14 protein-coding genes and 2 tRNA genes are annotated in these 18,061 nt (G+C 70.7%); 11 read left to right on the forward strand and 5 right to left on the reverse strand.

The genetic code is table 11. The features are described 5' to 3' along the window. Positions 1-725: 725 nt before the first annotated feature. The gene (locus ACLQ25_RS30955; RefSeq protein ID WP_425734274.1) at positions 726-2,117 is read right to left on the reverse strand and encodes a helix-turn-helix domain-containing protein; all 1,392 of its coding nucleotides are present in this window, start codon (positions 2,115-2,117) and stop codon (positions 726-728) included. A gap of 173 nt (positions 2,118-2,290) precedes the next feature. On the opposite strand from ACLQ25_RS30955, the gene ACLQ25_RS30960 reads away from it, so the two are divergent. The 7 genes from ACLQ25_RS30960 to ACLQ25_RS30990 all read left to right on the forward strand — a co-directional run bounded on the left by ACLQ25_RS30960 (position 2,291) and on the right by ACLQ25_RS30990 (position 10,067). Then, positions 2,291-3,226 (forward strand): TauD/TfdA family dioxygenase, encoded by a 936-nt coding sequence (locus ACLQ25_RS30960; protein ID WP_425734275.1) that lies wholly within the window; start codon positions 2,291-2,293, stop codon positions 3,224-3,226. Beyond that, positions 3,219-4,631 carry an FAD-dependent oxidoreductase gene (locus ACLQ25_RS30965; protein ID WP_425734276.1) on the forward strand — a complete coding sequence of 471 codons (1,413 nt, stop codon included), beginning with the start codon at positions 3,219-3,221 and terminating at the stop codon, positions 4,629-4,631. The genes ACLQ25_RS30960 and ACLQ25_RS30965 overlap by 8 nt, the downstream gene beginning before the upstream one ends. Beyond that, positions 4,618-5,487: a phosphopantetheine-binding protein gene (locus ACLQ25_RS30970; RefSeq protein ID WP_425734277.1), complete on the forward strand. Its 870-nt coding sequence runs from the start codon at positions 4,618-4,620 to the stop codon at positions 5,485-5,487. The genes ACLQ25_RS30965 and ACLQ25_RS30970 overlap by 14 nt, the downstream gene beginning before the upstream one ends. A gap of 80 nt (positions 5,488-5,567) precedes the next feature. Beyond that, positions 5,568-6,080 (forward strand): NUDIX domain-containing protein, encoded by a 513-nt coding sequence (locus ACLQ25_RS30975; protein WP_425734278.1) that lies wholly within the window; start codon positions 5,568-5,570, stop codon positions 6,078-6,080. Positions 6,081-6,130: 50 nt separating this feature from the next. After that, positions 6,131-7,231, forward strand: a complete 1,101-nt coding sequence (locus ACLQ25_RS30980; RefSeq protein WP_425734279.1) for a DegT/DnrJ/EryC1/StrS family aminotransferase — start codon at positions 6,131-6,133, stop codon at positions 7,229-7,231. Beyond that, entirely contained in the window at positions 7,228-8,226 is a 999-nt protein-coding gene (locus ACLQ25_RS30985; RefSeq protein WP_425734280.1) for a Gfo/Idh/MocA family protein, read from the forward strand. Before ACLQ25_RS30980 ends, ACLQ25_RS30985 begins: the two co-directional genes overlap by 4 nt. A 386-nt stretch (positions 8,227-8,612) precedes the next feature. Next, complete coding sequence (locus ACLQ25_RS30990; protein ID WP_425734281.1) at positions 8,613-10,067, forward strand: tyrosine-type recombinase/integrase; 1,455 nt, start codon at positions 8,613-8,615, stop codon at positions 10,065-10,067. A gap of 825 nt (positions 10,068-10,892) precedes the next feature. On the opposite strand, the gene ACLQ25_RS30995 is transcribed toward ACLQ25_RS30990, so the two are convergent. Together ACLQ25_RS30995 and ACLQ25_RS31000 are read right to left on the reverse strand one after the other, a co-directional pair. Further along, positions 10,893-10,968: transfer RNA gene (locus tag ACLQ25_RS30995), tRNA-Arg, on the reverse strand. A 35-nt stretch (positions 10,969-11,003) separates the two neighbouring features. Continuing rightward, positions 11,004-11,094, reverse strand: a tRNA-Ser gene (locus ACLQ25_RS31000). A 145-nt stretch (positions 11,095-11,239) separates the two neighbouring features. Here ACLQ25_RS31000 and ACLQ25_RS31005 point away from each other — a divergent pair. Beyond that, entirely contained in the window at positions 11,240-12,823 is a 1,584-nt protein-coding gene (locus ACLQ25_RS31005) for a hypothetical protein (RefSeq protein ID WP_425734282.1), read from the forward strand. On the opposite strand, the gene ACLQ25_RS31010 is transcribed toward ACLQ25_RS31005, so the two are convergent. Continuing rightward, positions 12,784-13,554, reverse strand: coding sequence for a CPBP family intramembrane glutamic endopeptidase (locus ACLQ25_RS31010; protein ID WP_425734283.1), 771 nt, complete (start codon positions 13,552-13,554; stop codon positions 12,784-12,786). The two genes, ACLQ25_RS31005 and ACLQ25_RS31010, sit on opposite strands and share 40 nt — an antisense overlap. A 144-nt stretch (positions 13,555-13,698) precedes the next feature. On the opposite strand from ACLQ25_RS31010, the gene ACLQ25_RS31015 reads away from it, so the two are divergent. Next, positions 13,699-14,814: a globin domain-containing protein gene (locus ACLQ25_RS31015; RefSeq protein ID WP_425734284.1), complete on the forward strand. Its 1,116-nt coding sequence runs from the start codon at positions 13,699-13,701 to the stop codon at positions 14,812-14,814. A 69-nt stretch (positions 14,815-14,883) separates the two neighbouring features. On the opposite strand, the gene ACLQ25_RS31020 is transcribed toward ACLQ25_RS31015, so the two are convergent. Next, positions 14,884-16,413: a peptide deformylase gene (locus tag ACLQ25_RS31020; RefSeq protein ID WP_425734285.1), complete on the reverse strand. Its 1,530-nt coding sequence runs from the start codon at positions 16,411-16,413 to the stop codon at positions 14,884-14,886. 153 nt (positions 16,414-16,566) lie between these two features. Between ACLQ25_RS31020 and ACLQ25_RS31025 the strand changes: the two genes are divergently transcribed. Both ACLQ25_RS31025 and ACLQ25_RS31030 read left to right on the forward strand, forming a co-directional pair. Further along, a complete protein-coding gene (locus ACLQ25_RS31025) occupies positions 16,567-17,091 on the forward strand; it encodes a SigE family RNA polymerase sigma factor (protein ID WP_425734287.1) in 525 nt (174 codons plus the stop codon). Then, positions 17,088-17,987, forward strand: coding sequence for a hypothetical protein (locus ACLQ25_RS31030; protein ID WP_425734286.1), 900 nt, complete (start codon positions 17,088-17,090; stop codon positions 17,985-17,987). Before ACLQ25_RS31025 ends, ACLQ25_RS31030 begins: the two co-directional genes overlap by 4 nt. The last annotated feature ends 74 nt before the right edge of the window (positions 17,988-18,061 follow it).

Raw genomic sequence — 18,061 nt, forward strand, 5'->3', positions numbered from 1 at the left:
CCTGCCTGCAGCAGCCGCCAGTACTCCGTCTCGATCTCGAGCCGGCGTTTGCGTCCTCGTCGTCCCATCAACACACCCCACATGATCAGCTGTGTTGCGACAAGTACTGGAACCCGCCCGGAACCACGGGGTCAGTTTTCACGCGGCGTCGACAGGAGGAGGTCCGCCGCGTGTCGTGACCTTTGATGCCCAGTCACAGCCGGGTGGCGCGTGGCGGCGTGGCGGGGACTCGTTGCGGCTGTTCTCCCCGGCGCCGTACAGCCTGGCCGGGTGGGGGATGTCAAGGCAGGCCGGTGAGGAGTTCTTGAGCGCCGGGCACCTCATAAATTTCCTGGGGCAAACGCGCAGCGCTATGACCTCGCGGCGCGTCGCCCGGTCCGGGTGCGGGATGTTCGTGCCGCGGTCGGCCTCTCGGCGTTGACCGGTGAGCGACACCGACGCCGATCCACTCGACCAGCGGCACGCCGCCGCTGTTCGCGCGTTGGTGGTAAGCGCCGCTCTGGCCAGCTCGGGGCCTGAGCCGATGCGCGAGGGTCGTGCGCATACGGCACGAGCGTGGTCTCACCGACATGCCTGCCCAGGCCGATGGAGGTCGGCGCGGTGATCGCGCTTGGGTCGTTCGGCCGAGGCTGGGCCTCACATGCCTCGGCTCTGTCACTGCGATCGAGCGTTGGCTCGACGGCCAGAGCCCGCCGGTCGGCTCGGTCTGAGGCAGGTTCTGACCGTCAGGTGGTGGCGCCGACGCGGGTTGCGAGATCGCGGAGCCCTGCCGGAGTTGCTGTCGGGGCGTATAGCAGCGAGGACACGAGGTCGCGGACCGAGGGGCGGTTGACCTCTTCGGGGGCGTGCCGCTCCGCGGAGAGTAGGGCCTGAACGGCGCGGTCGGGCTTACCGTGATGGGTCCACGCGCGGGCGGTGTCTACGCAGAAACGGCCGTACCGTTCGGTGCTGGGCAACTCTGCCGGTCGTACGGTTTCGGCGCTGCGCAGTGCGGTGCCGGTATCGCCGAGTGCGGTGTAGACGCCGATCTTGTATATGGCGACGGTGGCCGGACTCAGCGGCACGACGGTGCCGGGCACGGTGGTCCCGCCGAGCCGGCCGGCGGCTGCGGCGGCTTCGTCGATGAATGCGGCGGCAGCCGGGGCGTTGCCCGCCTGGGCGCTGCTGTACGCGGCGGTGCACAGCAGGTTCCCGTACGCCGCGATGAGGGCCGCGTCGGCTCCGCCGGAGTCGGCGCCCAGGCCCTCGGCGGTGGTGGTGAGCAGATGCAGGGCGCCGTCGTGGTGGCCTTCGCGGCGCATGGCGATCGCGACGGTGTGGGTGGCGGCGGCCATTACCACCCCGTTGCCGGTTTCCCGGGAGGCGGTCAGGGCGCGGTCGGCGAGTACCCAGGCGATGGCGTCGTCGCCGAGCTTCGTGCTGACCGACGAGGCGAGCACGTACGCCCGGGCGAGGTGGCCGGCGAGTGCTTCGCGCTGGCGGCCGGCCGCTTGGTCGCGGGCAATGTGTAGACCGGACAGCAGGCTGGGAAGTCCGCGGGTGAGTTCTGCGAAGCGGCTGTCGGCGTAGGCGCGGCTCGCCGCAGCGAGGCCGGTGGTGAGCGCGTCGGGTGCCATCGGCAGGGCTGTGGAGCCGCCGGTGAGCAGCAGCGCTTCGAGACTGGTCGCCGGGCCCGGCCCGGAGCCGGCGGTGAGGCCGGCGACCGCAGTCACGGCTGCGCCTGCCAGGAAGGTCCGTCGTCGCATGAAGTCGCCGCCTTCGCCGTCGCCTGATCGGCGGAGCCTATCGGGCTCGGGGTTGCGCGCGGCCGAGGTGTGGGCGGCACGACCGTCGTGTCGCCGGACGTCATCCGAGAGCCCGAGCATCACCGCAGGGATGGACAGGGCGTGGGCGAGTCGGCGGCGGACGTCGATGTCGTGCAGTGGGGCGCGTTCGAGGCGCGAGATCGTCGAGCCGGAGTATCCGCACAGGTGCCCGAGTTCGCTCTGGGTCAGACCTGCGGCTTGACGCACGAGGCGGATGACGGCTCCGGCGTCGTCGCGGGCGACGGCAGCGCGTAGTTCCGGGGATTGCCACATCGGGTGGGTTGGTGCTGGTCTGCGCTCGTTGGCATCCACCTTCGTCACGGTAACCGACTGTCATGGCGAGGTGGTGGGTCGTGTTGTACGGGTTATGCAAACGCGTTGCGGGCCCTGCACAGCAGCTGGCGGCGGGCGGTGGCGATGGGCGGTGATGGATGCACCAATCACCAGCGGGGCCGGCAGGCAGCGGCTCGGGAAAGGAGGTCGTCATGTTGTTCGCAGATCCGGTACGGGTAGTCGTGCCCAGCACGTTGGCGCGTCGGTTGGCGCAGGTGTGCACGTTGAAGATGGAGGGCCACCGGTGGGCCGCGGCGAACGTGGTCGCGGCCCGCCAGGTGCTCAAGGCACCGGATGCCCGGGCGGTGCTCGATGAGCTCCGGCGGCGGCTGGCCCGGGCCGTACCGACCGCGCCGGGCTGGGCGGTGGTCGCGCTGCCGGAGCGCCTCGGTGACGAGGAGGTGAAACGGGCAGCCGCCGGGCTGCTCGCCACGCTGGGCCGGCCCTTCTTCTCCATCGACCAGGGCGGTGGGCTGTGGATCGGCGGCGAGTCGTCGCCGGAGCATGATCAGGCGTCGTTCGGCGGTTTCGGGGCGCAGGCGCTGCATATCGACGCACCGAATGTGCACCACGTGCCCGACTACACCAGTCTGCTGGTGCTGCGCCCGGATCCAGCCGGCGGCGGCGTCTCGCTCATCGGTGATCTGCAGGAGGCGCTGGCGCATCTGACCGACGCGGAGCAAGCCCTGCTGCGCCGGACCGAGGTCTTCGAGGGCCGGGCGGATGGCCTACTCGGGGTGGGTGCCCCGTTGCTGCCGTTCCCGGTGGCGGCGGCTGCCGCGGGTGGTGGCTGGCCGTGGATCCGGTGGGCCGGCAAGGTGCTCGACGACCCCCGCAACCACGAGCACCTGCCGGTGCTGCGTCGCTTCGCGCAGGCTCTGAGCGTCGAGACCCGGGCGGTCATGCTGGGCCGCGGGCAGTTGCTCATCGCCGACCAGCGGCGCATCGCTCACGGTCGTACCGCCCTGGGCGATCCCCGGTCGGCGGTCACGAGCGTCCGTCGGTGCCTCCTGCAGGCCAAGGTCGCGTTCGAGGAGACGGCGATCGCGCAGCTCGTCGCTGCCGAGGCCGGTGTCGGCGATGCCTGAGACCTACGACGTGGCGGTGGTCGGCGTCGGAGTGGTCGCGCTCGCTGTCGCGCAGGAGCTGCTGGCCCGAGGGCTGACGGTGGCGGTCATCGGCCCGTACGGCGGGGACCACGCGGGGCAGGCGACTCGGGCCGCCGGGGCGATGCTGTCGACGTTCTCGGAGATCGAGCCGGGTCACCCGGCCGAACGGGTCGCTGTGGAGACCGGTGAACGGCTCGCCGCTCACCAGGCGTACCCGGTCTGGTTGAGCCGTCTCGCCGCCAGTGGTGAACCGGCGGTGTCCACGGTGGCGGGCACCTGGGTACTGGCGCCGGCCGGGCGGCTGGCGCAGTTGGCACCGATCGCGGCCGCGGCGCGGGCAGCAGGCCACCCGGCGGAGGAGCATGACGCCGGACAGATTCCGGGCCTGCGTACGCCAGTCGACACGGCGGGCGCGTTGTGGCTGCCGACCGAGGCCCGCATCGACAGCGGTGCCCTGATGCAGGCCCTGTCCCGGGTCGTCCGCCGGCACCGGCGGGCAGCCTGGCACGACACCACCGCGACCGCCGTCACGACCGGCATCGTGCGGTGTGCCGACGGCACGCGGGTCGAAGCCGGCGACGTCGTGCTGGCGGCCGGCGCTGCGACGGCGTCGCTGCTGGAGCAGGCCGGACGCCGGGTCGGGGTGCCGCCCATCCTGGCCGGCCGCGGCGCGAGCGTGCTCCTGCACGCCCCCGCGATCAGCGTGCCGCACGTGGTCCGGACCCCGAACGCGGCGTTCGCGTGCGGCGCGCACCTGGTCCCCCGCGCGGACGGCACCGTGTATCTGGGGGCGACGAACCGGCTGACCACCAGCGCCGAGCGCACCCGCCCGGTCACGCTCGACGAACTGGCCGTGCTGGCCGCCGACGCGAGCACCCTGCTCGACCACCGCCTCGCCGGGGCGCAGCTGTGCAGCCACCGGGTCGGATTGCGCCCGTACACGGTGGACCACCTGCCGCTGCTGGGCCGGACCCGAGACCCGGGCCTGCTGGTGGCGACCGCCACCTACCGGTGCGGGGTCCTGCTCGCACCGCGCATCGCTGACCTGATCGCTGACGAGATCACCGCACCCGGCGCGCTCGACGACCACCCGTACCGGGTCCTGCGCCCGATGCCGACCCCAGCCGCCGGCGACGCGTTGGACGCCGGCGCCGCGCAGGCACTGATCGAGCACCTCCTGCAGGGCGGCGCGAGCCTGCCGGCGGCTGCGGCCGAACAGTTCGCCGGGTTCGTCGAACTCGCTCTACGGGTGCTACTCGACGACGCCTGCGCGCAGGGCGCGGCGCTGCGTCGTCTGTGGCACTCCGCCCCGGTCGTCGAAGTCGTCCCTGCCCTGTTCGCCCTGCCTCGACGGATGAAAGGCACGCCCGATGCTCACCGCTGACACCGCCACGCTGCGGACGGCTCTCCTGGCCGCAGTCACCGCGGTTCGACCCCAGCCCGGGCCCATCGCGGGCGACCGGTCCTTCGCCGATCTCGGCTTGGATTCCCTGGACCGCCTCGTGCTGGTCCACACCGTGGAGCAAGCCACCGGCGTCACCGTCCCCGACCATGTCCTGGCCGGCGCCCGGCACGTCGACGACCTCCTCTCCTACCTCGACACCGTGGGTCCGGCCGCCGACGAGGACCCCGCAGGGCCGGGAGCCGCTGAGACGAAGCTGGGTGTTGTCGACGACGGCGCCGTCGTCGGCGCGGGCAGCCGGCTCTGGCATCAGGCGCAGGTCGCCGCCGGCGCGAGCATCGGCGCGGACTGCACCCTGGGCAAAGGCGCCTATGTCGGCGCCGGCAGCCAGCTCGGCGACCGCGTCAAACTCGGCAACTACGCGTGCGTGTTCGGGGCGAACATCGCCGATGACGCGATGATCAGCCCGCACGCCGCGCTACTGGAAGACCCCGCGCCGCGGGCCACCACCCCGGACGGGCGCCGCAAGGAGCACACCGACTTCAACCAGTGCCCTGTCACGGTCGGCCGGCGGGCCACCATCGGCGCGGGCGCCATGATCGCGCCGGGGGTCACCGTCGGGCATGACGCCCTGGTCGCGATCGGCGCGGTCGTCGTGCGCGACGTCCTCCCCTACGCCCTGGTCGCGGGCAACCCGGCCCGCCAATGCGGCTGGGTGTGTACCTGCGGAGGCACCCTCGCCGACACGTTGCGGTGCCCACGCTGCTCGCGCGGATACGTCCGCCACGGCGACGAACTGCACCTGCTCGGCGACCCCGTGGACGCCTGCGATGGCTGACGGCCCGCCCGGTCACCCGTTCGGGGCACGCGGGGTGGCAGGGGTGCGCAGGCCCCCATGGTTGGCTAGCGTCGCCCGGCATGAGTCGAGTCCCGCTACCTCCTGCCGACTACTACGCCAGCCTGCCGAAAAGCATCACCGGCGCCGGTGCCGTCCTGCACGACGAGCACGGCCGGATCCTGCTCGTGCGGCCCAGCTACCGCACCGACACCTGGGAAATTCCCGGCGGAGGGCTGGAGCACGGCGAATACCCCTGGCAGGCAGCCTGTCGGGAGATCAAGGAAGAACTCGGCCTGGACCTGACACCCGGCCGGCTCCTGGTCCTCGACTGGGTTCCCCCGCAACCCGACGGCAGGCCCGCGCTGGCGAACTTCCTGTTCGACGGTGGCCGCATCACCCAAGACCAGGCCGAGCAGCGGGTGAGCCTGCAGACCGACGAGCTCAGCGAATGGTGCCTGGCCGGGCCGCAGCAGTGGGACGAGCTCATGGCTCCGCACATGGCCCGCCGGCTACGCGCCTGCGCTGACGCGCTACGCACCCAGAGCACCGCCTACCTGCACCACGGGTGGGATCCCGCCAACCCCGAACACTGACCGCCCGGCTTTTCCTGCCCGGGCGGCGCTCGGCAGGAAAGGACACCCCCATGATCGACGTGATCCCGGTGGCCAGCCCCCACCTCGACGAGGATGACATCACCGCAGCCGTCCGGGTACTGCGCTCCGGAGCACTGGTCCAAGGCCGCGAAGTCGCCGCGTTCGAGGACGAGTTCTCCGACCTCGTCGACGGCCGGCACTGCATCGCCGTCAACTCCGGCACCACCGCCCTGTGGCTGCCCTTGCTCGGCCTGGGCATCGGCCCCGGCGACGAGGTCATCATCCCGGCGTTCACCTTCGCCGCCACCGCCGCGGCGGTCCGCCTCACCGGTGCGACACCCGTCTTCGCCGACATCGACCCGGTCTCGTTCTGCCTTGACCCCGCCGCGGCCGCCGACGCCGTCACCAGCCGCACCGCGGCGATCATCCCGGTGCACCTGTTCGGCCACCCCGCCGACCTCGGTGCCCTGATCACGCTGGCCAGACGGCACGGAATCGCGCTGATCGAGGACGCCGCCCAAGCCCACGCCGCGACCCTGCATGCACGCCCCGTCGGCACATTCGGCACCGCCGCGGCGTTCAGCTTCTACCCCACCAAGAACATGCAGTCTGTCGAAGGCGGAATGATCACCACCGCCGATCCGGGCCTGGCCCGCACGCTGCGGCTACTACGCAACGTCGGCATGGAAACCCGCTACTGCCACGAGATCGTCGGCACAAACGGGCGCCTCAACGACGTCTTCGCCGCGATCGGCCGCACCCAACTGCGCAAGCTCCCCGCTCGGACCACGGCCCGCCGGGCCCACGCCGCGCACCTCGACGCCGCACTGGCCGGTGTCGCCGGCATATCCCCGCCGACCACTGGCATCGGCGCCGGGCACGTGTACCACCAGTACACGATCCGCGTTGACGACGACCGCGACGCCTTCGCCCAGGCCCTGCACGAGGACCGGGTCGGCTGCTCCGTGCACTACCCGGTCCCGCTGCACCGCAGCCCGGCCTACCGCACCGCCGTTCACCTGCCCCACACCGATACCGCCGCCGCCCAGGTGCTGTCGCTGCCCGTGCATCCCGGGCTCGCCCGCGGCGACCTTGACCGGATCGTCACCGCCGTGCTCCGGCACGCCCGCCGAGAGCAGCTGGCGGCATGACCGGCCGACCGCTACGCGCCGGCCTCGTCGGTCTCGGGCACATGGGCAGGCACCACGTCCGAGCATTGCGCGCGCTCAACGGCGTCGACCTGGTCGCCGCCGTCGACCCGGCCGGTGACCCCCACCGCATCGCCGACGGCATCGCCCTGTTCACCGACGCCGACGACATGCTGCGCCACGGCATCGACTACGCCGTCCTGGCAGCACCCACCTCACGGCACACCGAACTCGGTCTGCGTCTCGCCGCCGCCGACATTCCGACGCTCATCGAGAAACCTCTGGCCCCCGACCCGGAATCGGCCCGCCGCCTGGTCGACGCCTACCGAACGGCCGGGCTGCCGGCCGCGGTCGGATACACCGAACGTTTCAACCCGGCGATCACCGGACTGCGCGCCCGACTGCAGAACGGACTACTCGGCGACGTCTTCGACATCAGCACCCGCCGCACCGGCATTTACCCCGCCCGGATCGCCGACGTCGGCGTCATCCACGACCTGGCCACCCACGACATCGACCTGACCGCCGACCTGACCCGTCAGCGATACACCTCGATCACCGCCCGCACCGCGCACCGCAGCGGCCGACCCCACGAGGACCTACTCGCCGCGATCGCCCAGCTCGCCGACGGCACCATTGCCCAGCACCGCGTCAACTGGCTGACCCCAGCACCCGAACGCATCATCACCGTCACCGGGGAACATGGCAGCCTCATCGCCGACACCATCGCCGCATCATTGACATGGTGCAGCAACGGCGCCTCCGCACCCGCGGCTGACCATCCGGCCTACCGGGGCGTAGCTCCCGGCGACATCACCCGCTTCGCGCTGCAGCCGGCGGACCCACTGCTTGCCGAACACCGCGCATTCCAGGCAGCGCTCCTAGGTCACGGCAACGAAGGTGCCTGCCTAGAGGCCGGACTGCACGCCGTCCTCGTCGCCCACACAGCGGCAGCCTCAGCACGCACCGCACACACCATGCCCATCGAACTGGCGTAGACCGACAGGGGTTCCGGGACGCCGTAGCCGGGTCGCTGACGACGTCACCACCTCAAGGACGAATCAGTAGGTTGGCGGGTACCCACCGTCAAGGTCTAAGCGCCGCGGGACCGCACCATGACGGAGTTGCTACAGGCCCGCCCACTGCAGCGTGCAGGCGTACTGGCAGTCACCCCGTCCGGCCTTGCCGAGATGTCCTCGACCCGACCAGCGCTCGCGCTCTGACCTAGACCGCGGCTAGGCCCCCGAACCCCAATCCCGTTCCCGCAGAACTGTTTCCACTACCAAAACTATCGGCACGAGTCCTCAAAGTTGGCCGCAATCAGATGCTCATGGGGGTGCTCATTCGTCAATAAGTGTGACACATAACCGAAGGGATAAATGCCATGAAAAGCCACGGTGTGACTGCGAAGCGGTGCGGTTGCCTGCACCCCGAGACCAACCGCCCGCTGGGCAAGGCGTGCCCGAAACTGTCGCAGCCCGATCACGGGAGCTGGTACTTCCACTGCTCGACGCGGAACCTGTTAGGCCAGGTCGAACGCGTCCGGCGGGGTGGTTACGCGTCCGAGGAGGCGGCCCGCCGGGCACGTGACGAGCTGCTGGCCTTGTCGCGAGAGGAACAGGCAGGCAAGTCGTGGACCGTCACCCGATGGCTGCGCTACTGGCTCGCGAACCGCAAGCGCATTCGACCCACGACCAAGATGCACTACACACGCGACATCGAAAACTTCCTGATCCCCCACATCGGCCATCTGATCCTCGGCGACCTGAACCCGCGGCAGCTCAACGCCGCGTTCGCGCAGATCGCCAAGACTCGTAACCGAGCCGAGCAGTTGCACACAGCCTGCACGTTGCAGCACATCCACGCGACACTGCGGGCGGCCCTGACCGGCGCATACCGAGAGGGCCTCATCGAGGACAACCCGGCCGCGAGAATGGAGCTACCTCCGCGGGAGCGCACCGGTCCCCAGCCGTGGACGGAAGCCCGCATCGCCGAGTGGAAGGCCACCGGCGAACGGCCGACGGTCGCGGTCTGGACGCCGGCGCAGCTCGCCAGCTTCCTGGACTACGTCCGCGACGACACCCTGTACCCGCTGTGGTGGCTGTTGGCTCTACTCGGACTGCGACGCGGTGAGGCCGCCGGTCTCCGATGGGCCGACGTCGACCTGCACGAGGGGCAGTTGTCCGTGGTCCGGCAACGCACCACCGCCGGCTACGAGGTGCACGAGGGCCCACCCAAGTCCAAGGCCAGCCGTCGCGAGCTCGCGCTCGACACGTACACCATGCGAGTGCTGAGGCAACATCGCATGCGGCAACAGGAGCGCCGGGCCAGGCGCCTTGGCACGGGCATGGTGTGCCACAACAGCGGCTATGTGTTCACCAGCCCCGACGGACTGCCACTGCACCCCGGCTACCTCACCCAACGCCTACGCCTGCTGGTCGACCGCGCCGGGCTCCCACCGATCCGCCTGCACGACCTGCGGCACGGGGCCGCCCTCCTCGCGCAGTCCGCTGGCGTGGACATCAAAACCATCCAACAGCAACTCGGGCACTCCAACATCCGCCTCACCGCCGACACCTACACCACCGTCCTCCCGCCGGCAGCCCGCGAAGCAGCTGACGCCACCGCCACCTACCTCATCGCAGCTAGCAAGCCGGGCGCGGAGATCAAGCGGCAAATCGAACTCACCCGCGACACCGACCACCAGGAGGAGACGGCGAAAAACACGCCACGCCAAGAACCGGACAACAACAGAATGAAGGCCTGCCGGCAGCGCAAGATCAAGCAACGGCGCCAAGCAACGCGGCGCCGCACCTACCGCACGGCAAAGCCCAACTGACTCCTGCGTAAACGCAACACCGATGATGAGACGCAGGCGAGCACGACCAGGCCAACTCTCGACGAGCGGGCAACCGAACCCAGCGAGGTTGCCGCCGTTCGCCGGGCGTTGGCCTGGTCGTGCTCGCGTCGCCTCAGGCCTACCGAGGCATGATCACGTTCGCACGCACTTTTTCACCAAGACCGCTTGCGCTCTTCAAAGGGCGGTTCGAGGATCTTCAAGTTGATCTAGGTCGGTCGGGTCATCGCCAGCATCGCGTTCCGCCGAGCGAAGCAGGCGCGGCCCGTGGCCCGCTCTCGTCGAATCGGTGAGCCGGCTTCCCGGCGAATGATCCGCGGCAACTGCCGACCTGATCACTCAGCTGCCGCACTCAACAAGTTCTGCCATCGCCGCGGCCGGGCCATCGCGTCGGCCGCCCGATCGACAGGCTGGACGGGTGCCAACCAGCACGTCCACCGTTCGTGGTTGCGACCGCAGGTGCTAGCCACGTCGTCTCGGGGAAGCCCACTTTCATACGAAAGCATATGACGCATAATGAGATGCTTTTCGCCGCAGGGCCTCCTCCAGCACCGAACCAAGGCGAAGCCGCTACCTGCGTAAACGAGCGAACCCGCGCTTTTGGCGTCCCATTTTCGCACCCAGGAATCCCAACCAGTGAGACGGGGCTGCTCCGGTGGCTGCTCGGACGTCGGGGAAGCCGCTTGAGGGGTGCAACCGCCAAAAAAAGGGCCCCTGACCTGCGCAAACGTGTGTCACATCCGTGTCCCACACGTGACCCATACGAAAGCAGGAAATATAGCCGATTGGCTATATTTCCTGCTCAAGTGGTGCGCCCGAAGGGACTCGAACCCCTAACCTTCTGATCCGTAGTCAGATGCTCTATCCATTGAGCTACGGGCGCTCGTGCTCAGCCAGTGTACACACCCGGCTTTCGCGCGGAGACTCCGGGATTCGAACCCGGGAGGGGCTTTAAGACCCCAACCGCATTAGCAGTGCGGCGCCATAGACCAGACTAGGCGAAGTCTCCCTGGTGGCCCGCAGACCACCGCGCCCGAGGATACAGGTCGGCACCCACCGGGGGCAAAGCGACTTCCTGGGTACGCCGACCCGGGCGGCGCGCCCCAGAATTTCACCGCTGTGCGGTGACGTGATCGGGACTACGCTCCATCGATATGCAGGAGCAGCCGCCCAGCGAACCGACCCGCCAGGAGCCTGCTGAGCGCCCGCGTCGGCGCCCGGCGCGGGCCACGTTCACGCCACCGCAGGCGACCGATCAGTCCGCCGAGGCGGCCCCTGCGGCACCGGTGAGCCCGCGTCCCCGCCGGGCCAAGGCGGCACCGGTGATCTTCCAGCCACCGGATCCGAACCGTCCCCTGCCGCGACAGACAGAGCCCGCCCCCACCGGCGCGCAGAGCGCTCCGGTCGAGCCACCCGCCGCCGACGACGCGCCGCACCCCACCAAGGAACCCGCCGAAGACATGGCGCAGCCCACCAAGGAACCCGCCAAGAAGCGCGCCAAAAAGGCAGCCCGCCCCGCCCAGGGCGCCGCTCACCCCGCCCAGGACCAGGCGCTTCCCGGCGCGGTGGGAGAACCGACGGGCCAGCCGCCGAGAGCGCCGGCGCCCCGGCCCCGGAAGACCGCCACCAGCACGGCGGCCGTCGCACCGACACCACCTCCGCCAGCGCCGGCCATCCCGGAGGCGACGCCCGTCACACCCGAGCCGACCGAGATCACGCCAACCCCTCGCAAGCGCCCCACGCCCAACCGCGCCACGACCCAGAGCAAGACGACCCCCAGCAAGACGACCCCGAGCAAGGCAACCCCGAGCAAGACGACCCCGAGCAAGGCGACCCCGAGCAAGGCGACCTCGCGTTCGACGACCCAGGACAACGCGACTCCGGACCCGGCCACGCCGAGGAAGTCCACCCCGCGCACGCCAGAGCCGGAGAAGGTCACCCCGCACAGAGCCGCCACGCCGAAGGCGAGCGCACCCGAAACCTCACCGACGCCCTCGCCAGAAGCGGCCTCCGCGATCACGCCCGAACCGGCCGCAGCGGCATTTCCGTCGGCTGACCCGGAGACGGCTTCGACGCGTACCCCCGAATTGCCGGCGGTGGTCGCGCGCCTGCGTGACCATCCCGGCTTCGCGCCGGAGTTCCTGGCGATGGAGGCGGTGCGGACGCTCGGACCTGGCGCGGCCGAGTGGGCGCGGCAGCTGCGGGACCGCTACCCGGATGCTCCGGCGGACGGTCTGGCCCGGCTGGCGACCCGGCGGTATGTGCGGGCGGCGGGCGTGGGAGGGGCGGCGTCGGCGCTGGCCGGTCTGTTCGCGCCGCTGGCGGAGCTGGTGTCGGTGCTCTGGACCCAGGCGAACCTGGTGCTGCACCTCGCGGCGGCGTACGGACGGGACCCGGCGCATCCCGATCGGGCCGAGGAGCTGCTGGTGTTGACCCAGGTGCATCCGGACGCGGCGAGTGCGCGGGCCGCGCTGGTCGGCGCGCGGGAGGCCAGCGATCCGGTGGAGGGGACGTGGCCGAAGGCGGCGGAGGCCGCCTGGCGACTGGCCGCGCCGCTCACCGCGCAGGCCGGCGGATGGGTGGCGTTGCGGTTGGCGTCCCGACTGGTGCCGGGGGCGGCGGTCGTCGCCGCCACGTTGGGCGACGCGGCGGCGGCCGATCGGCTGGCGGCCCGGGCGGTGGCCGCCTACCGGCCGCGTCACAACCAGTCGAACCACTCGCGGGGCAGTGAGGCGTAGCCGACGAAGGCGACCACGTCGAGCACGGTGTGCGCGATGACCAGGGGCATCACCCGGCGGGTACGCAGGTAGAAGAGGCTGAACACGACGCCCATCACCGCGTTGCCGACGAACGCGCCGAAGCCCTGGTAGAGGTGGTAACTGCCGCGTAGCAGCGCGCTGGCCGCGATGATCGCGGCGAGCCGCCAATGGAGTTGGCGCAGCCGGGTGACCAGGTAGCCGACCACGATCACCTCCTCCAGCACCGCGTTCTGCACGGCGGCGAGGATCAGCACCGGGACCGCCCACCAGACCTTCGGTAGGGCCGCCGGCACCAGCGTCGCGTTGAGGCCGAGGTGCGCCGCCGCCCAGAACAGGGCCAGGCCGGGCAGGCCGATCAGCGCGGCCAGGCCGGCGCCCCGGGCCAGATCCTGGCCAGGCCGCCGCGCGTCCAGGCCGAGGGTCCGCGCCGGGTCGCCGGGGTCCCTGCTGAGCAGGTGTACGGCGAGCAGCACCGGAAGCAGCGCGAACACGATGCCGAGGAGCTGGTACGTCAGGTCCAGCCAGGGGCGGGCCGACGCGGAGGTGTTCAGGGCGGCGGTCTGCTTGGAGAGCGGGCCCTCGGCGGTCAGCTTCGCGATGATCGAGACCACCGCGTAGACGGCGGACTGGCCGAGGGACAGGCCCAGGACCAGCAACGTTTCGGTCCCCAGCAGCCGGCGGGACACCGGGCGGGTCAGCTCAACGGTCACCGCACCACTCTGCCCGACGGACCGGCCGGCGGGCAGGGCCGACCGGCCGGCATGAACCGATCGCACATTCTGTGCGACCAGTGCACACGCTCCGTGGAGATTCTATGGGTGCCCGATCCGCTGCCGTCTGGAGAAGGAGCACCGGTGGACGATGTCGCACGGTTGCTGAAGGAGAGCTGGACCCTGGTCGAGGAGGACCGGGAGCGGCTGACCGGGCACTTCTACGCTCGGGTGTTCCTGCTCGATCCTGCCCTGCGCCAGCTCTTCCCGGTGCAGATGACCGGCCAGGGTGACCGCCTGCTGGAGGCGATCATCACGGCGATCCACACCGTGGACGACCCGGAGAGCTTCGACGAGTTCCTGCGCGCGCTGGGCCGCGACCACCGCAAGTACCACGTCGACGACCGGCACTACGCCACGATGGGCGTCGCGCTGCTCGACGCGCTGCGCAGCACCGCCGGCGACGGCTGGAACCTGGAGTACGACCAGGCGTGGCTGGACGCGTACGCGGCCATCTGCGCGAAGATGGTGGCCGGGGCCGCCGACGACGACAACCCGCCGTTCTGGCACGCCGAGGTGCTGACCCACGAGCGCCACGGCCCCGATATCGCCGTGCTGACCTGCCGGGCCCTGCAACATCCGCTGCCCTGGCGGGCGGGCCAGTACGTCAGCCTGGAGCTACCCCGCTTCCACCCGAGGGTGTGGCGGAACTACTCGGTGGCGAACGCCCCGAACGACGACAACGTGCTGGAGTTCCACGTCCGGAGCCCTGGCGCGGGCTGGGTGTCCGGGGCGCTGGTCCGCCGGGTGCAGCCCGGGCACCTGCTGCGGCTGGCGGCGCCGATGGGGTCGATGACCCTGGACCGCTCCTCCGAGCGGGACATCCTCTGCGTGGCCGGTGGCGTCGGGCTCGCGCCGATCAAGGCGCTGGTGGAGGAGTTGGCCACCTACAACCGGACGCGGTGGGTGCACGTCTTCTACGGCGCCCGGCAGGCGACGGACCTGTACGGGCTGGCCGCGCTACAGGATCTGGTGACCGCATATCCGTGGTTGTCGGTCACCGCCGCGTGCAGCGACGACCCGGACTTCGACGGCGAGCAGGGCGACATCCCGGACGTGGTGGCCCGGTACGGCCCGTGGACCACGCACGACTGTTACGTCTCCGGGTCGGCGCAGATGGTCCGGTCGACGCTGCGGGTGCTGGCCGCCGACGAGGTGCCGCCGTCGACCGTCCGCTACGACACGTTCGGCGATCTCTAGACGTTCCTCCCCCCACACCGGGGCGCGTGCCCCTGCCCCCTGGGGCGCGCGCCCCGGTCCCTCCCTGTCTCAGTAGCGCCAGGGTCGCCCGGTCTCCCGGTACTCCTCGACCGGCACCAGCGGCACGCCCGGCGCCATCCGGTCCACGTAGAGCCTGCCCTGAAGATGGTCGACCTCGTGCGCGACGAGCCGGGCCATGCCGAACTCGAACGACGTGATGATCCGGCTGCCGTCCCACTGGGCGTGTTCGACGTCGAGCCGCAGCGGCCGGGGCACCAGACCGCGGTGGTCGAAAAAGGAGAGGCACCCCTCGTACTGCTCGTCGGTCTCCGGGTCGGCGTCGACCACCCGCGGGTTGAGCAGGGCGACCGGTTCCGCCGAGCGGTCCGGGGGTCGGACGACGGCGGCGGCACGGCCGATGCCGAGCTGCGGGGCGGCGATACCGACCCCCTTGCTGAACGGGTGCAGCTCGTCGAGCCGGGCCAGCGCCATGGTGAGGCGGTCCAGGATCTCGCGGGCCGCCTGCTCCTCGCCGGGCAGGTCGAACTGTCGCACCGGCTGTCGGAGCAGGTCGTCGCCGCGCTGCACGATGCCGATCCCGCGCATGCGGTCGCTGGGCCGGACCCGGGTGGCGCCGGGGCCGGCGTCCGGCTCGGTGTCCGGCCGAGCCCGGAAGCGCCACTGCATCCGGTAGCGGGCGTTCAGCGGCGGGTCGTCGGTCTGCCAGTCGACGATCGCCCGGTCACCCTCGTCGTGCCGCTGCGGGGCCGTCCGCAGCGGGCCCTCCTCCGCCGAGAGCGAGGTCTCCACGCCCCAGACCTGCGGGTCGAACGCCGCCGGCAGATCCAGGCGTACGGCGAGACGCCGGGTGGGCAGCCGGACGGCCCGCTGAAACCAGGGGCCCCACTTGTCGTGGCCGACGCTGTACGCGTACTCGATGCTGGTCCGGTCGCCGGGGTACAGCGGGAAGCGGCGTTCGCCGTTCTCAAAGAGGAGCCAGATCTCCTTGAACGCGTCCCGGTCGTGCTTCGCCCGCCAGTGCATCGGCTCGGAGTCGCCGGTGCCGTCGTCGCGCCGGGCCTGTAGTTGCAGCTCGGCGAAGGTGAGCGGGTGTTCCCGATGGTGCCGGTTGGAGCGACCGGGATCGTTCGGGTAGCGGTCCACCGCGACGCGGACGAGGTAGCGGGTGACCGGCTCGGTGCCCGCGTTGTACAGCTCGCGGTGGATGACGCACCGGTAGCCGTCGTCGGTGTGGGTGAGGGTGGCCAACTCCCGCTCCACCACGAGGCCGGTGCCGGGGGGCAGCCACTGGCCGGACAGCGGGGGTTCGCGCTGCGGTTGGCCGGAGCGGGCGTGCCGGAGGTCGTCGTACTCGCGGAACCGCTGCCAGATCGCGCCGCTGGCCTCCAGGACGGCCTCGGCGCGGCGGGCGAAGTCCTCGGTCGGGCGGTGTCGGCGCCCTTCGACGTGGCTCACGTAGGACGGGTCGAAACCCATCAGAACGGCCAGTTGTTTCTTGGAGAGGCCCCGCCCGGCGCGCTGGCGGGCAAGCTCGGCCGCAAAGGACTCGGCAGCCCGCTCGAGGGGTGAGGTCGTCATCGGCTTCCTCGCGGCCGGGAGTATCAGTTTCACGTTCCGTGGCCGAGCGCACACTCATCTGGCATGTTCCCGACACACCGCTTGACAGCTCGCGCCTCGCCGCTTGTGACGGCGGCCGGCGGTGGCAACCCCCGCCGGGCGGTCGGAGTCCTTATCCCCGTGAGAGTTGATCCGAGTTTCGACACCTTCGTCGAGCAGAGGTCGGCGGCGCTGCTGCGGCTCGCGTTCCTCCTCACCGGGGACCGGGGCCACGCGGAGGATCTGCTGCAGACGGCCCTGCTGCGCACGATGCGTCGCTGGTCCAAGGCCCGCGAGGGGCCTGAGCCGTACGTCCGGCAGGTCATGGTCAACCTGTCCCGGGACCGGATCAGGGATCTGCTGCGACGCCCGCGCGAGACGGCGCTGCCGGACAACCCCGACGCCTTCCGCTCCACCGACTCCGGATTCGACGGCGTCGGGGAGCGGCAGACGGTCGCCACAGCGCTGGCCCAACTTCCCGTACGGCAGCGACAGGTGATCGTGCTCCGGTACTTCGAAGACCTCTCCATCGAGCAGACGGCGGAGCTGATCGGCTGCTCGATCGGAACGGTCAAGTCGTACACCTCCCGCGCGCTGACACGGCTGCGCGAACTACTCGGCGACCTTCACGAAACCGAAGAGGCAAGGACCTTGCGATGACCGCTCTCAACGACGAAGAGCTGGGCCGCCTGCTGGGCGACCGGCTCCACGAGGAGACGTACACGATGACCGCACCATCGAATCTCACCGAGACCCTGCACCGCAGGAACAGGCGCCGTACCCGGGCACTGGGTCTGGCCGTGGCCGCGCCGGTAGTCGCCGCCGTGGCCGTGGGCGCCTCGCTGGCGTTCGCTCCCGGCGGCGGCGCCCCGAGGGAGGCGCCGGAGATGCTCACCGTCGGCTACGTCGCCGAGCAGACGGCCACCGCCCTGGGCGAACTACCGGGCTACGTCCAGCACGAGACCGCCAAGCACCAGGGCCGGGACGGCAAGCAGGCAAGCCTGATCGAGCTCTGGGCCGACCGCACCACCAGCCGCGAACGGCAGGACAACAAGATCTACTACGGCGACGTCCGCTCGTACACCCTGGCGCTGGACGGCTCCACCGCCGTCGAACTGAACCACGACAAGAAGAAGTGGTGGACCTACCGGGTCGCCTCGCTCAAGCCCGCCGACACCAACCAGGTCCAGTACCTACCGCCGTCGCTCAACCCCAAGGACCTCGAGCGCGCCGTCGACAGCGGGAAGGTGACGCTCGTCGGGAAGGAGCGGCTGAACGGCAGGCAGACCGTGCACCTGCAGTGGCTGGGCGGCCCGGACAGCGCCATGGACGCGGCGAAGACCGCCGAGGAGTCCATGCAGATCTGGGTCGACGCGCAGTCCTACCGGCCGGTCCGGGTGGTCAGCAAGGTGTTCACCGGCACCACCACCAGCGACTACGAGTGGCTGCCCCGCACCGAGGAGAACCTGGCCAAGGTAACCGTCTCACCGCCGGCCGACTACCGGAAGCTGCCGTGCACGCCCACGCCGGCCAAGGACTGCGGCTTGAACGATTAGCTTGATTTTTAACCTGCCGGGCGGTGGCATCGACCCCGGCTGATTATGGGGACAGCCCTTGATCGATCATTCCT

It is taken from the genome of Micromonospora sp. DT44, from assembly GCF_049841635.1.
In the GTDB taxonomy this organism is placed as follows: domain Bacteria; phylum Actinomycetota; class Actinomycetes; order Mycobacteriales; family Micromonosporaceae; genus Micromonospora.

What these genes read in the sequence shown, in the direction of transcription:
- ACLQ25_RS30960 (WP_425734275.1), top strand. Translation starts at nt 2,291, where the DNA reads ATGTTGTTCGCAGATCCGGTACGGGTAGTCGTGCCCAGCACGTTGGCG.
- ACLQ25_RS30965 (WP_425734276.1), top strand. Translation starts at nt 3,219, where the DNA reads ATGCCTGAGACCTACGACGTGGCGGTGGTCGGCGTCGGAGTGGTCGCG.
- ACLQ25_RS30970 (WP_425734277.1), top strand. Translation starts at nt 4,618, where the DNA reads ATGCTCACCGCTGACACCGCCACGCTGCGGACGGCTCTCCTGGCCGCA.
- ACLQ25_RS30975 (WP_425734278.1), top strand. Translation starts at nt 5,568, where the DNA reads ATGAGTCGAGTCCCGCTACCTCCTGCCGACTACTACGCCAGCCTGCCG.
- ACLQ25_RS30980 (WP_425734279.1), top strand. Translation starts at nt 6,131, where the DNA reads ATGATCGACGTGATCCCGGTGGCCAGCCCCCACCTCGACGAGGATGAC.
- ACLQ25_RS30985 (WP_425734280.1), top strand. Translation starts at nt 7,228, where the DNA reads ATGACCGGCCGACCGCTACGCGCCGGCCTCGTCGGTCTCGGGCACATG.
- ACLQ25_RS30990 (WP_425734281.1), top strand. Translation starts at nt 8,613, where the DNA reads ATGAAAAGCCACGGTGTGACTGCGAAGCGGTGCGGTTGCCTGCACCCC.
- ACLQ25_RS31005 (WP_425734282.1), top strand. Translation starts at nt 11,240, where the DNA reads ATGCAGGAGCAGCCGCCCAGCGAACCGACCCGCCAGGAGCCTGCTGAG.
- ACLQ25_RS31020 (WP_425734285.1), bottom strand. Translation starts at nt 16,413, where the DNA reads ATGACGACCTCACCCCTCGAGCGGGCTGCCGAGTCCTTTGCGGCCGAG.
- ACLQ25_RS31030 (WP_425734286.1), top strand. Translation starts at nt 17,088, where the DNA reads ATGACCGCTCTCAACGACGAAGAGCTGGGCCGCCTGCTGGGCGACCGG.